At 69.9% G+C, this 14,557-nt stretch carries 6 protein-coding genes, 1 tRNA gene and 1 rRNA gene; 1 reads left to right on the top strand and 7 read right to left on the bottom strand.

Annotation, left to right across the window (positions count from 1 at the left end; genetic code table 11):
- Nucleotides 1-48: 48 nt before the first annotated feature.
- The 4 genes from IF04_RS0122130 to IF04_RS0122115 form a co-directional block, all read right to left on the bottom strand.
- Complete coding sequence (locus IF04_RS0122130; protein ID WP_030260601.1) at nt 49-852, bottom strand: helix-turn-helix domain-containing protein; 804 nt, start codon at nt 850-852, stop codon at nt 49-51.
- 214 nt (nt 853-1,066) lie between these two features.
- A complete protein-coding gene (locus tag IF04_RS0122125) occupies nt 1,067-3,832 on the bottom strand; it encodes an FtsK/SpoIIIE family DNA translocase (protein WP_037960356.1) in 2,766 nt (921 codons plus the stop codon).
- Between the two features lie 191 nt (nt 3,833-4,023).
- Nucleotides 4,024-4,707: a response regulator gene (locus IF04_RS0122120; RefSeq protein WP_030260593.1), complete on the bottom strand. Its 684-nt coding sequence runs from the start codon at nt 4,705-4,707 to the stop codon at nt 4,024-4,026.
- A 253-nt stretch (nt 4,708-4,960) separates the two neighbouring features.
- Nucleotides 4,961-10,459: a HAMP domain-containing protein gene (locus IF04_RS0122115; RefSeq protein ID WP_078600624.1), complete on the bottom strand. Its 5,499-nt coding sequence runs from the start codon at nt 10,457-10,459 to the stop codon at nt 4,961-4,963.
- Between the two features lie 253 nt (nt 10,460-10,712).
- Between IF04_RS0122115 and IF04_RS0122110 the strand changes: the two genes are divergently transcribed.
- Nucleotides 10,713-13,388, top strand: coding sequence for a SpoIIE family protein phosphatase (locus tag IF04_RS0122110; protein ID WP_030260587.1), 2,676 nt, complete (start codon nt 10,713-10,715; stop codon nt 13,386-13,388).
- A 91-nt stretch (nt 13,389-13,479) separates the two neighbouring features.
- Here the strand turns inward: IF04_RS0122110 and IF04_RS0122105 are convergent.
- From IF04_RS0122105 to rrf, 3 genes are all read right to left on the bottom strand, one after another.
- Nucleotides 13,480-13,552: transfer RNA gene (locus tag IF04_RS0122105), tRNA-Thr, on the bottom strand.
- Nucleotides 13,553-13,690: 138 nt separating this feature from the next.
- Nucleotides 13,691-14,368 carry a DegT/DnrJ/EryC1/StrS family aminotransferase gene (locus IF04_RS0122100; RefSeq protein WP_030260583.1) on the bottom strand — a complete coding sequence of 226 codons (678 nt, stop codon included), beginning with the start codon at nt 14,366-14,368 and terminating at the stop codon, nt 13,691-13,693.
- Nucleotides 14,369-14,484: 116 nt separating this feature from the next.
- Nucleotides 14,485-14,557, bottom strand: a 5S ribosomal RNA gene (gene rrf, locus IF04_RS40410); the annotation flags it as partial.

Genomic DNA, 14,557 nt, shown 5'->3' with positions numbered 1-14,557 from the left:
CGGCGGGCGTTTTTCCCGGCGTTTCCCCGGAAGCCGGCGGGCGTGCGCTCAGCCGGCCTGCGGGTCGCCGGGGGTGTAGCTCAGGCGCTCCACGGAGCCCTTGTCGCCGATCTCCTTGACCTCCTTGCCGTTGACGTACAGCTGTACGGCTCCGGCGTTACCGAGGACGAGATCGATCCGCTTCTTGTCGGTGAAGGTCTTGGACTGGCCCTTCTGGAGCAGGCCGTCCTCCAGGAGCTTGCCGTTGGCGTCCTTGGCGGAGATCCAGCTCTGCCCGTCACGCGCGGTGATCTTGATGGTCACCTTGTCCTTCGGCAGGCCGGCGATGGCGCTGTCGGAGGGGTCGGGCTTGGGGTCGGCGGGCTTGGTCTTGGTCGGGGACGGCTTGACGGTCGGGCTCTCGCCGACGTGACCGTCGGCGACGGATGCCTCCTGACCCTTGCCGCCGTCGCTGAACAGCGTGAAGCCGACGAAACCGATCACCGCGACGATCGCGGCGACCATCGCGGCCGTCCAGTTCGGACGCCGTCGCTCGGGACGCATCCGCTCCGCTTCGAAGAGCGGTGCCGCCGGGGTCGGCTCGGGCCGGCCGCCGTGCTCGGCATCGAACTGGGCGATCAACGGGGCCGGATCCAGCCCCACGGCACGTGCGAGTGTTCGAATGTGACCACGGGCGTACACGTCCCCGCCGCAGCGCGAGAAATCTTCCTGCTCGATCGCGTGCACGATGGGGATGCGCACCCGCGTGGTCGTACTGATCTCGTCGACGGTCAGTCCGGCGTCGACGCGGGCCTTCTGGAGGACACGACCGACGGAAGGCCGGTCGTCTTCAGGGGAGTTGCCGATGGACACGGGGGCGCCTTTCGAGCGTGTAGCCACCTGCTGGATGTTCAGTCTAGGGGTGTACCGAAAGGGTCGGGCAAGCGGGAGGGCGGACTTTGTACGCCATCGGAAGGCCCCCCGGTGCGCACCGAGAGACCGACGGTCGCGCGTCGTTCCGTCTCTTCCTTCAACTTGACGTATCGGCAGAAGAAACGGTTGCTTGCGATCTCTTTCGAGTGACTTGTCAGTGAGCCTCCCCCCGAATCACGGCAAGCACTCCTTCCAGATCCTCCGGCTTCACCAGAACATCGCGCGCCTTGGAACCCTCACTGGGCCCCACGATGTCCCGCGACTCCATCAGGTCCATCAGCCGCCCGGCCTTCGCGAACCCCACCCGCAGCTTGCGCTGCAGCATCGACGTGGACCCGAACTGCGTGGAGACGACCAGTTCGGCGGCCTGGCACAGCAGGTCCAGGTCGTCGCCGATGTCCTCGTCGATCTCCTTCTTCTTGCTCTGCCCGACCGTGACGTCGTCGCGGAAGACCGGGGCCATCTGCTCCTTGCAGTGCTTGACCACCGCCGCGACCTCCGCCTCCTGCACGAAGGCGCCCTGCATACGGGTCGGCTTGCTCGCCCCCATGGGCAGGAACAGGCTGTCACCCTTTCCGATGAGCTTCTCCGCGCCCGGCTGATCCAGGATGACCCGGCTGTCGGCCAGCGAGGAGGTCGCGAAGGCGAGCCGCGAGGGCACGTTCGCCTTGATCAGGCCCGTGACCACGTCGACCGACGGGCGCTGCGTCGCCAGCACCAGGTGGATGCCGGCCGCGCGCGCCAGCTGGGTGATCCGGACGATGGAGTCCTCCACGTCCCGCGGCGCGACCATCATCAGGTCCGCCAGCTCGTCCACGATCACCAGCAGATACGGATACGGCGACAGCTCGCGCTCGCTGCCCTCGGGGGCCTGCGCCTTGCCGCTGCGCACCGCCTCATTGAAGTCGTCGATGTGCCGGTACCCGTAGGCCGCGAGGTCGTCGTACCGGAGGTCCATCTCGCGCACCACCCACTGCAGCGCCTCGGCGGCCCGCTTGGGGTTGGTGATGATCGGCGTGATCAGGTGCGGGATGCCTTCGTACGCGGTCAGCTCGACCCGCTTGGGGTCGATCAGCACCATCCGTACGTCCTCGGGCGTGGCCCTGGCCATGATCGAGGTGATCAGGCAGTTGATGCAGGAGGACTTGCCGGAGCCGGTGGCGCCCGCGACCAGGACGTGTGGCATCTTCGCCAGGTTCGCCGAGACGTAGCCGCCCTCGACGTCCTTGCCGAGCCCGACCACCATCGGGTGGTCGTCGCCCACCGCGGCCGCCGAGCGCAGCACGTCCCCGAGGTTGACCATCTCGCGGTCGCTGTTGGGGATCTCGATGCCGACCGCGGACTTGCCCGGGATCGGGTTGATGATCCGCACGTCCGGGCTGGCCACCGCGTACGCGATGTTCTTCGCCAGCGCGGTGATCTTCTCGACCTTCACGCCCGGGCCGAGCTCGATCTCGTACCGGGTGACCGTCGGACCGCGGGTGAAGCCGGTGACCGCGGCGTCGACCTTGAACTCCTGGAAGACCTTGGTCAGCGACTCCACCACCGCGTCGTTGGCCGCGCTGCGGGTCTTGCCGGGCCCGCCGCGCTCCATCAGGTCCAGCGAGGGCAGCGCATACGTGATGTCGCCGGCCAGCTGGAGCTGCTCGGCGCGCGGCGGCAGGTCGGAGACTGGCTCCGGCGCGCGCTTGGTGAAGTCGGGGACCGACGAGGAATGCTCGGGGGCGGTGGGCGGCTCGGCGCCGCGCGCGGGCGGTACGGACGAGCCCTGGAAGCCCGCGCCGCTGTCCTCGTGGTCGCCACGGTCGCCCTTGATGCCGCTGCTGATGTCGGCCACCAGGGCCGAGGGCTGGATGCCGTGCAGCACCGCGCCGTCCAGGTTGGCGGCGTATCCGGCGGCGACGTCCACCGCGTCCTTGGACCGCGCGGGCTCCCACTCGGCGGCCGGCTCAGCGGCCGTACGGCGCGACTTGCGGCGCTTGGCGAGCGCGGCCTCCTCTGCGGCCTCCGGGGACGTCTCCAGGTCCTCGGAGCGGCTCCGGCGGCCCCTGCGGGCGGACTGCTCACGCGGCTCGTCGGCGAAGGCGTCGGCGTCCGGTTCGTACGTCTCCAGGAGGCCCAGCCGGATGCCGAGCGCGCGGAACCGCCGCGGAATGGCGGTGACCGGGGTCGCGGTGACCACCAGCAGGCCGAAGACGGTCACCAGTGCCAGCAGCGCAACGGACAGGGTCTGCCCGACCATGAAGAGCAGCGGCTTGGACACGACCCAGCCGAGATAGCCGCCGGCGTCCCGCACCCCCGCCACATCGTCCTGGTCCGGCGAGCCGCAGGCGATCGCGACCTGGCCGAGCACGCCGACCACCAGCGCCGACAGTCCGATGACGATCCGCCCGTTCGCCTCCGGCTGTTCGGGGCGGAAGAAGACCCGGGCGGCGATGCCGCCGACCAGTATCGGTACGAGCAGGTCCAGCCGGCCGAACGCGCCGGTCACCAGCAGCTCGACGACGTCACCGACCGGGCCGTTCAGATTGGCCCAGGTGCCCGCCGCGATCACCAGGCCGAGGCCGAGCAGGGCCAGCGCGAGGCCGTCCTTGCGGTGGGCCGGGTCGAGGTTCTTCGCGCTGCGCCCCATGCCGCGGAAGAGCCAGCCGACGGTGTGCGCGAGGCCCAGCCAGAGGGCGCGCACCGCACGGTAGATACCCCCGGTCGGCGACGGCGCGGGCTTCTTCGCCACCGCCTTCTTCGCGGGGGCCTTCTTCGCGGCCGCTGCCTTCTTGGGCGGCGCCTTCTTCGCCGGTGCCTTCTTGGCGGCGGGCGGCTTCGCCGCGGTCTTCTTGGCGGCGCCCCCGGGGCGCCCGGCGCGCTGCTTCGAGGGGCCCGCCGTGCTCTGGGAACCCTTGCCGGACGTACGTGAGGCCATGGTGACGAGGTTACAGGCGACGACCCGGGGTGACACGGGCGCTCGGGCCTTCACCCGTTCGTGTCGTAACCAACGCGCCATATGGGCGGTTGGCCCGCAACGGACCCAACACCCGGGACAGCGCCGGAAGCTGCTGCCGGGTCAGCTCCGCTGCGGGGCGGCGCCGGCGCCGTACACCCGGCGCCGCGCCGTCAGTTCTGCGACGGCACGGACGGCGTGTCGCTGTTGCCCGCGCCCGGCTCCAGGGCGTCCAGCGCGCGGCGCAGTCCGGTCAGCTTCCGCTCCAGGTGTGCGGCGGTCGCCACGGCGGCGGCGTCCGCCGACTCGTCCAGCTGTTTCGACAGCGCCTCGGCCTGCTCCTCGACGGCCGCCAGCCGCGCGGAGAGCTCGGCGAGCAGCCCCGCCGCCTCCTTGGCCTCCTCGTCGCCGGTCGGCTGACCGCCCTCCAGCTGCAGCCGCAGCAGCGACGCCTGCTCCCGCAGCTTGACGTTCTTCATGTACAGCTCGACGAAGACCGAGACCTTGGCGCGCAGCACCCACGGGTCGAACGGCTTGGAGATGTAGTCGACCGCGCCCGCCGCGTATCCGCGGAAGGTGTGGTGCGGGCCGTGGTTGATCGCCGTGAGGAAGATGATCGGGATGTCGCGCGTCCGCTCGCGGCGCTTGATGTGCGCCGCCGTCTCGAACCCGTCCATCCCCGGCATCTGCACATCGAGCAGAATCACCGCGAAATCGTCGGTGAGCAGCGCCTTGAGCGCTTCCTCCCCGGACGATGCCCGCACCAGCGTCTGATCGAGCGCGGAGAGGATCGCCTCCAGCGCCAGCAGATTCTCCGGCCGGTCATCGACCAGGAGGATCTTGGCCTTCTGCACCATGGCCCGTCCTCCTCGCCCCGGCACTCCACCGGACGCCGCCCCAGGGGACGGCTCTGTCATGCCGCCCGTACTTGTGCCGGTCATGGTAGCCGCACCCCGCCTGTCGCCACACCCTGTCACCGCTATGTCACCGTGCACGTAGCAGAAACGCAGCGGGAGACCAGAAGGTTCCCCGAATACCGTGCTCCCACACGTGCACGACCACAGGGAGTCAGCATATGGGCGGAGATCCGGCCTCTCCGTGCACGCCCCGTCACTCCGCGCGCATCCAGTGCTGCATCACCGAGAGCAGATGGTCGGTGTCCACCGGCTTCGTCACATAGTCCGAAGCCCCGGACTCGATGCTCTTCTCCCGGTCCCCCTTCATGGCCTTGGCGGTCAGGGCGATGATCGGCAGGCCGGCGAACTGCGGCATCCGGCGGATCGCCGCGGTCGTGGCGTAACCGTCCATCTCCGGCATCATGATGTCCATCAGCACCACTGTCACATCATCGTGCTGTTCCAGCACCTCGATGCCCTCACGGCCGTTCTCCGCGTACAGCACCGACAGGCCGTGCTGCTCCAGGACGCTGGTGAGCGCGAAGACGTTGCGGATGTCGTCGTCGACGATCAGCACCTTCTCGCCGTGGAAACCACCGCCCTCGGAGGACGGCGCCACCAGGTCCTGTCCGCTGCCCAGCCACGGTTCGTCCGCGGACTGCGGCGGCTGCGCGACGGTCGGCCCGCCGGGCAGCGCCGGCCGCGGCGCCGCACCCGAAATGCCGCGCCGACGACGGCGGTTGAGGCCCGAGACCGCGGCGTCCGGAGTGGTCGCCTCCTCCTCCGCAGCGCGGTGCGCCGCCGCCTCCTGCTCGGCGATCTCCGCGTCGTGCGCCTCCGCGTCCATCGCGAAGCCGCCCGCGACGAGCTGCGGGTAGCCCTGCGGCGGCAGCCCGCCCGGGTTGTACGGGAGGTACAGCGTGAAGGTCGAGCCGCGGCCCGGCTCACTGGCCGCGTGGATCTCGCCGCCCAGAAGGCGCGCGATCTCACGGCTGATGGACAGGCCCAGGCCCGTACCGCCGTACTTCCGGCTCGTCGTGCCGTCCGCCTGCTTGAACGCCTCGAAGATCACCCGCATCTTGCTGGACGCGATGCCGATACCGGTGTCCGTCACCGAGAAGGCGATCATGTCGGCGTCCGCGTCGCGCAGCGCGCCGTGCTCCAGGAGCTGCTCGCGGATGGCCATGGGGACGTCCGCGCCGGCCGGCCTGATGACCAGCTCCACCGCTCCGGAGTCGGTGAACTTCACCGCATTGGAGAGCAGGTTGCGCAGCACCTGAAGGAGGCGCTGTTCATCGGTGTGCAGCGTCGCGGGCAGCTCCGGGGAGACCCGTACCGAGAAGTCCAGGCCCTTCTCCGCGGTCAGCGGCCGGAACGTGGCCTCGACGTAGTCCACCAGTTGCACCAGCGCGATCCGGGTCGGGCTGACGTCCATCTTGCCCGCCTCGACCTTCGACAGGTCCAGGATGTCGTTGATGAGCTGGAGCAGGTCCGAGCCCGCGCCGTGGATCGTCTCGGCGAACTCCACCTGCTTCGGCGAGAGATTCCCCTCGGCGTTGTCGGCCAGCAACTTGGCGAGAATCAGCAGGGAGTTGAGCGGCGTACGCAGCTCGTGCGACATGTTCGCGAGGAACTCGCTCTTGTACCGCATCGAGACCGCGAGCTGCTCGGCGCGCTCCTCCAGGACCTGCCGCGCCTCCTCGATCTCGGTGTTCTTCACCTCGATGTCGCGGTTCTGCTTGCGCAGCTGCTCCGCCTTCTCCTCCAGCTCGGAGTTGGACAGCTCCAGCGCGCGCTGCCGGCTCTCCAGCTCCGCCGAGCGCTCCTTGAGCTGCTCGGTCAGCTCCTGGGACTGGCTCAGCAGGATCTCGGTCTTGGTGTTGACCGAGATCGTGTTGACGCTGGTCGCGATCATTTCCGCGATCTGGCTGAGGAAGTCCTTCTGGATCTGCGTGAACGGCTGGAACGACGCCAGTTCGATGACGCCCAGCACCTTGTCCTCGAAGAGCACGGGGAGCACGATCACGTTCGCCGGGGGCGCCTCGCCCAGTCCGGAGGAGATCTTCAGGTATCCCGCCGGCACGTTCTCCACCAGGATGGTGCGTTTCTCCTCCGCCGCGGTGCCGATGAGCGTCTCACCGGGCCGGAAGGTGGAGGGCATTGCTCCCATCGAATAGCCGTACGAGCCCGTCAGACGGAGTTCGTACTCGCCCGCCTCGCCGCCGTCCGCGCCGATCTCCTGGTTGTCGTCGGCCGACGTCGCGAGGAAGAACGCGCCGTGCTGCGCGGAGACCGCGGGCGACAGCTCGCTCATGATGAGCTTCGCGACGTCCTTGAGGTCGCGGCGGCCCTGCATCAGACCGGAGATCCGGGCGAGGTTGCCCTTCAGCCAGTCCTGCTCCTCGTTGGCGAGCGTGGTCTCGCGGAGCGTGGCGATCATCGTGTTGACGTTGTCCTGGAGCTCCAGGATCTCGCCGGCCGCGTCCACGTCGATGCGGACGTTGTGGTCGCCGAGGGTCACCGCCGCGGCGACGGCGGCGATCGCGCGCACCTGACGGGTGAGGTTCCCCGCCATCTCGTTCACCGATTCGGTCAGGTCCTTCCAGGTACCGGCCACGCCACGCACCTGCGCCTGACCGCCCAACTGGCCTTCCGTACCCACCTCGCGGGCCACCCGGGTGACCTGCTCGGCGAAGGACGACAGCTGGTCGACCATCGTGTTGATCGTCGTCTTCAGCTCCAGGATCTCGCCCCGGGCGTCGATGTCGATCTTCTTGGTCAGATCACCCTTCGCGATGGCCGTCGTGACCATCGCGATGTTCCGCACCTGCCCGGTCAGGTTGGACGCCATGGAGTTCACCGACTCCGTGAGGTCCTTCCACGTACCGGCGACGCCCGGCACCCGCGCCTGACCGCCCAGGATGCCGTCGGTGCCCACCTCACGGGCGACGCGCGTCACCTCGTCGGCGAACGACGACAGGGTCGTCACCATCGTGTTCACCGTGTCGGCCAGCGTCGCGACCTCGCCGCGCGCCTCGACCGTGACCTTCTTGGTCAGATCGCCGTTGGCGACCGCCGTCGCGACCTGGGAGATGTTCCGCACCTGGCTGGTCAGGTTGTTGGCCATCAGGTTGACGTTGTCGCTGAGGTCCTTCCAGATGCCGGTGACGTCCCGCACCCGGGCCTGGCCGCCCAGCTGGCCCTCCGTACCCACCTCACGGGCGACCCGCGTCACCTGCTCGGCGAAGTCGGAGAGCTGGTCGACCATGGTGTTCACGGTCGTCACCAGTTCGAGGATCTCGCCCTTGGCGTCGACGGTGATCTTCTTGGACAGGTCGCCGCGGGCCACCGCGGTCGTCACCTCGGCGATGTTGCGCACCTGAGAGGTCAGGTTGTTCGCCATGCCGTTCACGGACTGGGTGAGGTCCTTCCAGGTGCCGCTCACCCCCTGGACCTCGGCCTGGCCGCCCAGGATGCCCTCCGTGCCCACCTCGCGGGCCACCCGGGTCACCTGCTCGGCGAAGGAGGACAGCTGGTCCACCATCGTGTTCAGGGTGTTCTTGAGCTCCAGGATCTCGCCGCGGGCATCCACGTCGATCTTCTGGGAGAGGTCACCGCGGGCCACCGCGGTCGCGACCTGTGCGATGTTCCGGACCTGAGCGGTCAGGTTGCCCGCCATACCGTTCACCGAATCGGTCAGGTCGCGCCACACACCGGCCACGCCGGGCACCTGCGCCTGGCCGCCCAGCCGGCCGTCCGTGCCCACCTCACGGGCGACGCGCGTCACCTGCTCCGCGAACGCCGAGAGCTGGTCGACCATCGTGTTGATGGTGTTCTTCAGCTCCAGGATCTCGCCGCGCGCGTCGACGTCGATCTTCTGGGAGAGGTCACCACGGGCGACCGCCGTCGTCACCTGCGCGATCTGCCGCACCTGGGACGTGAGGTTCCCCGCCATGAAGTTGACGGAGTCGGTCAGTTCCTTCCACGTACCGCTGACGCCCGGCACCTGGGCCTGGCCGCCCAGCCGGCCCTCCGTACCCACGTCCCTGGCCATCCGCGTGACCTGGTCGGCGAACGAGGACAGCTGGTCCACCATGGTGTTCACGGTGTTCTTCAGCTGGAGCATTTCGCCGGAGACGTCGACGGTGACCTTCTGCGACAGATCACCGTTGGCCACCGCCGTCGTGACCTGCGCGATGTTGCGGACCTGGCCGGTGAGGTTGCGGAAGGCCGTGTTCACCGAGTCGGTGAGGTCCTTCCACGTACCGGCCGCGCCCGGCACCTGTGCCTGGCCGCCCAGCTCACCCTCGACACCGATCTCCCGGGCCACCCTCGTGACCTCGGCACCAAATGCGGACAGCTGGTCCACCATCGTGTTCACGGTGTTCTTCAGCTCCAGCATCTCGCCGGAGACGTCGACCGTGACCTTCTGCGACAGATCACCGTTGGCCACCGCCGTCGTGACCTGCGCAATGTCCCGCACCTGACCGGTGAGGTTGCGGAACGCGTTGTTCACCGAGTCGGTGAGGTCCTTCCACGTACCGGCCGCGCCCGGCACCTGTGCCTGACCGCCGAGCTGGCCCTCGGCGCCGACCTCGTTCGCCACCCGCGTCACTTCGTCCGCGAACGTGCGCAGCGTCTCGGTCATCGTGTTGATCGTGTCGGCCAGCTGCGCGACCTCGCCGCGCGCGCTCACCGTGACCTTCTGGGACAGGTCGCCATTGGCGACCGCCGTCGTCACCTGCGCGATCCCGCGCACCTGCGCCGTGAGGTTACCGGCCATCAGGTTGACCGAATCGGTCAGGTCCTTCCAGACGCCCGCGACGCCCGGCACCTGCGCCTGGCCGCCGAGCTCGCCCTCGGTACCGACCTCCCTGGCCACCCTCGTGACCTCGGAGGCGAAGGACGAGAGCTGGTCCACCATCGTGTTGACGGTGTTCTTCAGCTCCAGCATCTCGCCCGCGACGTGGACGGTGACCTTTCTGGAGAGATCGCCCTTGGCCACCGCGGTCGTGACGAGAGCAATGTCACGCACCTGCGCGGTGAGCCGGGAGGCCATCGTGTTGACCGAATCCGTGAGGTCCTTCCACGAACCGGACATTCCGCGAACCCGGGCCTGGCCGCCGAGCTTGCCCTCCGTACCGACCTCACTGGCGACCCTGGTCACCTCGTCGGTGAACGCCGACAGTTGGTCCACCAGCCCGTTCACCGTGCGGCCGACCTTCAGGAACTCGCCCCGCAGCGGGTGCGCCGTCGTCCCGTCACTGGACCGCGTCCGCAGGTCCATGCGCTGCTCGAGGTCGCCCTCGGACACCGCGGAGAGCACCCGGCCCACCTCGGAGACCGGCCGTACGAGGTCGTCCACGAGCGCGTTGGACGCGTCGATCGCGGCCGCCCAGGAGCCCTCGCAGGCCCCCACTTCGAGCCGCTCTGTGAGCTTTCCCTCACGTCCCACGACCCTCCGCACCCGGGCCAGCTCGCCCGTGAGGTGCAGATTGCGGTCGGCGACCTCGTTGAAGACGGCCGCCACCTCCGCCATGATCCCGTCGCCGGAGACGGTCAACCGCTTGCGGAAGTTCCCGTCCCTCATCGACACGAGAGCGGACAGCAGGCGGTTCAGTGCCGCCGTGTCCACCTCTGTCGTCCCGTTGTTGCGGGAGCGTCCGCCTTTCGCGCGCGTGCTTGCACCCCGCGCCGCTCCGCCAGACTCCACCGTGTCCCTCCCGCAGGGTCGACCGTTCTACCCGGGCCTTCTCTTGAAGCCTTCCCAGTGTTTCACCATGGCCCAACCAGGCCATAACAGTTCGGCAGCATCGCATACCGTCCGTGGCGAGCCCGGGGCGGGAAACACACGTGACCGGCATCCATGCGGGCGTCGAAGGTAAGTACCCTGGGCTCCGGCTGTCCACCCGCACGGCCGGTGCGGTGGCGCGAGCACGACGGGCATTCGGAGGGGCGCCGCGAATATGGGGGAGCAGATCACCGACACACGCATGAGGAGACCAGTGATCACCGCGCGGGCCGCTGCCACCTTCGAGCCGGTAGGGCGCTCGGTCGCCACGGCCCGGGCTTTCGTGCGCGACACCCTCCAGGGCTGGGGCCACGGCGACATCATCGACGACGCCGTCGTCCTCACCAGTGAGCTGGTCACCAACGCCGTCGTGCACGCCGGCACCGCCGCCGACGTGCTCTGCCTCCGCACCGACACCGGCGTCCGCATCGAGGTCGCCGACCGCTACCCGGAGCGCGAGGTGCCCGTACAGAGCTCCGGACAGGCGCTCGCCCACCCCGACCGCGAGGGCGGCCGGGGACTGCTGCTGTGCGGCGCCCTGGCCACCCGCTGGGGCGTGGAGTACACCCCCTCCCAGAAGCACGTCTGGTTCCAGCTCGATCTGCCCGAGCGCCCCGCCGGCACCCGGTCCGCCGGCCCCGCGCTCCCGGTGGACTCCCTCCCCGTCGCCGAGCACCGGGTCCGCGTCGCCGTCGTCCAGATCGACCGCGGCGGCTGCATCAGCTCATGGAACGAGGACGCGCAGGAACTCTTCGCCTATGCGCCCGAACAGGTGATCGGCAAACCCCTCACCGACTTCGCGGCCTGGCCGCACACCCCCGGTACGGGCACCGGCATCGCCGAGGCCCTCCAGCTCTCCCGCTGGGAGGGCAGCTACGGCATAAGGGGCGCCGACGGCCGCGTCGTCCCCGTGTACGCCTCGCACCTACGGGTGCGCGACGCCGACGGCGAGCCCTCCACGGTCTGCCTCCTCGTCCGCGACCACGAGCGCGCCGTCCTCGCGAGCCCGCCCCGCACCCCGTCGGACTCCTCCGCCCAGCAGTCCGAGGGCCACGGCCCCGCCGACCCCTTCGAAGTCTTCATCGGCTCCCCCGCCCCCGACGACCTCGACGGACTCCTGCAGCGCACGGTCGAACGCGCCCGCGACATGCTCGACGGCGACGCCGCGTACCTCCTCCTGGCCACCGACGACGAGACCGAGCTGGAGGTCCGCGCCTCCACGGGGCTGCCCTCCGCCCGCCAGCGCTTCGCACGCGTCCCTGTGGAGGCCGGCAGCGGCCGCTACGGCTCGGCCCGCATGCCGGCCGTCCACGAGGACCTGACGGCCGTACAGGGCGCCGTCCCGCTGCTCTCCGGTACGGGCATGCGCTCGGTCGTCACGGTCCCGCTCAAGGTCGAGGGCCGCCTCACCGGCTCGCTCGGCGTCGCCGCCGAGACCCCCAGCCGCTATACGAACGAAGAAGCGCTGCGCCTCCAGTTCGCCGCCGACCGCATCGCACTCGCCGTCGAACGCGCCCGCCTCACCGAGCTGGAAAAGCTCCGCCGCGGCTCGCTCTCCTTCCTGGTCGAGGCGTCCGACCTGCTCGCCGGCACCCTGGACCGCAATCAGACGCTGGCCCTCATGGCCCAGATGACGGTCCCCACGCTCGCCACCTGGTGCGCCGTGTACACCGTCGCCGACCAGGCGTCCGAGCCCGAACTCTCCTTCGTACTGCACGAGGACGAGGACCGCATCGACGGCCTCAAGACCCTGCTGCAGAAGGTCCCGCCGCCGGAGCCGGTGCCCACCCCCGGGGCCCGCGTATGGAGCGCCCCGGGAGACGCGGCCCACGACGCCGCCCTGCGGACCTCGTTGCGCAGCCTCGGACTCGGCGCCTCCGCACGCCCGTCCAGCGGCCCCGGCGCCACGCTGGCCACCGCCTCGGCCGTCGGCGGCGAGACCGTCGTGCTGCCGCTCGTCGCCCGTAACCGCGTCATCGGCATGCTCACCCTCGGCAAGCCCACCGAGGAGCACTTCCGCCAGGAGATCCTCGAACTCGCCGAGGACCTCTCCCGCAGGGCCGCGCTCGCCCTGGACAACGCGCGCCTGTACTCGGAGCGCACGGCCATCAGCCAGTCCCTCCAGCGCAGCCTGTTGCCGCCCGAACTGCCCGACGTCCCCGGCGTCGAGGTCGAGGTCATCTACCGCGCGGCGGGCGAGGGCAACGAGGTCGGCGGCGACTTCTACGACCTCTTCCCCATCCGCGACGGCGCGTACGGCTTCGCCATCGGCGACGTCTGCGGTACGGGCCCGGAGGCCGCGGCCGTCACGGGCCTCGCGCGGCACGCGCTGCGGCTGCTCGCCCGCGAGGGCTTCGGCGGCCCCGCGGTCCTGGAGCGCCTCAACGCAGCGATCCTCGACGAGGGAGCGCGCAGCCGCTTCCTCACGCTCCTCTACGGCGAACTGTGGCCCCAGCGCGACGGCAGCGCCGTACTGAAGGTCGTCTGCGCGGGCCATCCGCTGCCCCTGCGGCTGCGCCAGGACGGCACGGTCGAGCCGGCCGCCGAACCGCAGCCGCTGCTGGGCGTCATGGAGGACCTGGAGCTGTACGCCCAGACCGTGACCCTCGACCCCGGCGACGTTCTCCTGTGCGTCACCGACGGCGTCACGGAGCGCCGCGAGGGGACCCGGATGCTCGGAGACGACGGCCTCGCCGACGTCCTGACGACGTGTACGGGCCTCACGGCCGGCGCGGTCGCCGCGCGCATCCTGCGCGCCGTGGAGCGCTTCGCCGCGGAGCCCGCCTCGGACGACATGGCCATCCTGGCGATGCGGGTGCCGGAGGCGGTGCACGAGAGCGTGACGCCATAAGACGCCGCGGGCCCGGGGCAATCGCCCCGGGCCCCAACTATTCGCCCCAATGCAAAAGGCCCCCGCCTGTTGGCGGGGGCCTTTTCTTCAGAGCCCCAATACGGAATCGAACCGTAGACCTTCTCCTTACCATGGAGACGCTCTGCCGACTGAGCTATTGGGGCGCGTCGACGGGAATAACTATACCTGACTCCGAGCCGTGGTTCGAACCACCTGCCGGCCAGGTCAGCCACGCACTCCCGGTAAATCGGAATTACCCGACAGCATCCCCGCCCGCATTACTCCGGTTACTCCGGCGCCGGTCAGAACGCCGGCTGAAGAAGCCCACCGAGTGCATTGCACGCGCCCACGACCCGCTGCAATTCACGGCGGGTCAGCGGCCCCACGACGGGCAGCACCAGCGTCTCGTCGCACGCCCGCTCGGTCTGCGGCAGCAGCAGGTCCCGCCGGTGAGCAGGCATCCGGTACACCGGGATCGGCGCAGGCACCCGGCAGGCCACGCCCTTGGCCCGCAGCGTGCGCGCGAAGGCGTCGCGATCCGGCCGGCCGTTGCCCGGGACGCGGACCACGTACTGCTCGTACGTGTGCGGCGCCCGCTCCGTGGGCGTCACGACGCCCCGCAGACGCCCGTCGAAGTACGTGGCGTACGCCCGTCGCTGCTCGGCGCCGCCGGGCGCCGCGCCGGGCTCCTCGGCGCCATGCACCAGCAGCCCGTGGCGCGCTCCCAGCTCCTGCAGCCTGGCCATGTCGGCCTGCTGTCCGAAGCGGTGCACGGCGATGACGGCGGCGGTCCTGGAGGTCAGTACGTCGGCCACGGCGGCCGGGTCGATGCAGTAGGTGTCCGGGTCGATGTCGGCGAAGACCGGTGCGGCTCCGGCGCGCACGACGGCCTCGGTGACCTCGGCGTTGCCGAACGCCGGCACCACGACCTCGTCGCCGATGCCGATGCCGGCCGACTCAAGCGTTCCACTTGTCCCCATGCCTCCGGATGCTGGCGGCCGAACGTGAACGGCAGGTGACGCGCCGCACTGCAATCGCCGAACAAAAAAGCTCCGGTCCCTGAACCAGAAGGTTCAGGGACCGGAGCTGAAGAATTGTTCGGCGGCGTCCTACTCTCCCACAGGGTCCCCCCTGCAGTACCATCGGCGCTGAAAGGCTTAGCTTCCGGG

Source organism: Streptomyces violens (assembly GCF_000717745.1).
Lineage (GTDB): Bacteria > Actinomycetota > Actinomycetes > Streptomycetales > Streptomycetaceae > Streptomyces > Streptomyces violens.
This window is presented reverse-complemented; position numbering and strand designations above follow the sequence as displayed.

What these genes read in the sequence shown, in the direction of transcription:
- IF04_RS0122110 (WP_030260587.1), top strand. Translation starts at nt 10,713, where the DNA reads ATGGGGGAGCAGATCACCGACACACGCATGAGGAGACCAGTGATCACC.
- IF04_RS0122125 (WP_037960356.1), bottom strand. Translation starts at nt 3,832, where the DNA reads ATGGCCTCACGTACGTCCGGCAAGGGTTCCCAGAGCACGGCGGGCCCC.
- IF04_RS0122100 (WP_030260583.1), bottom strand. Translation starts at nt 14,368, where the DNA reads ATGGGGACAAGTGGAACGCTTGAGTCGGCCGGCATCGGCATCGGCGAC.
- IF04_RS0122120 (WP_030260593.1), bottom strand. Translation starts at nt 4,707, where the DNA reads ATGGTGCAGAAGGCCAAGATCCTCCTGGTCGATGACCGGCCGGAGAAT.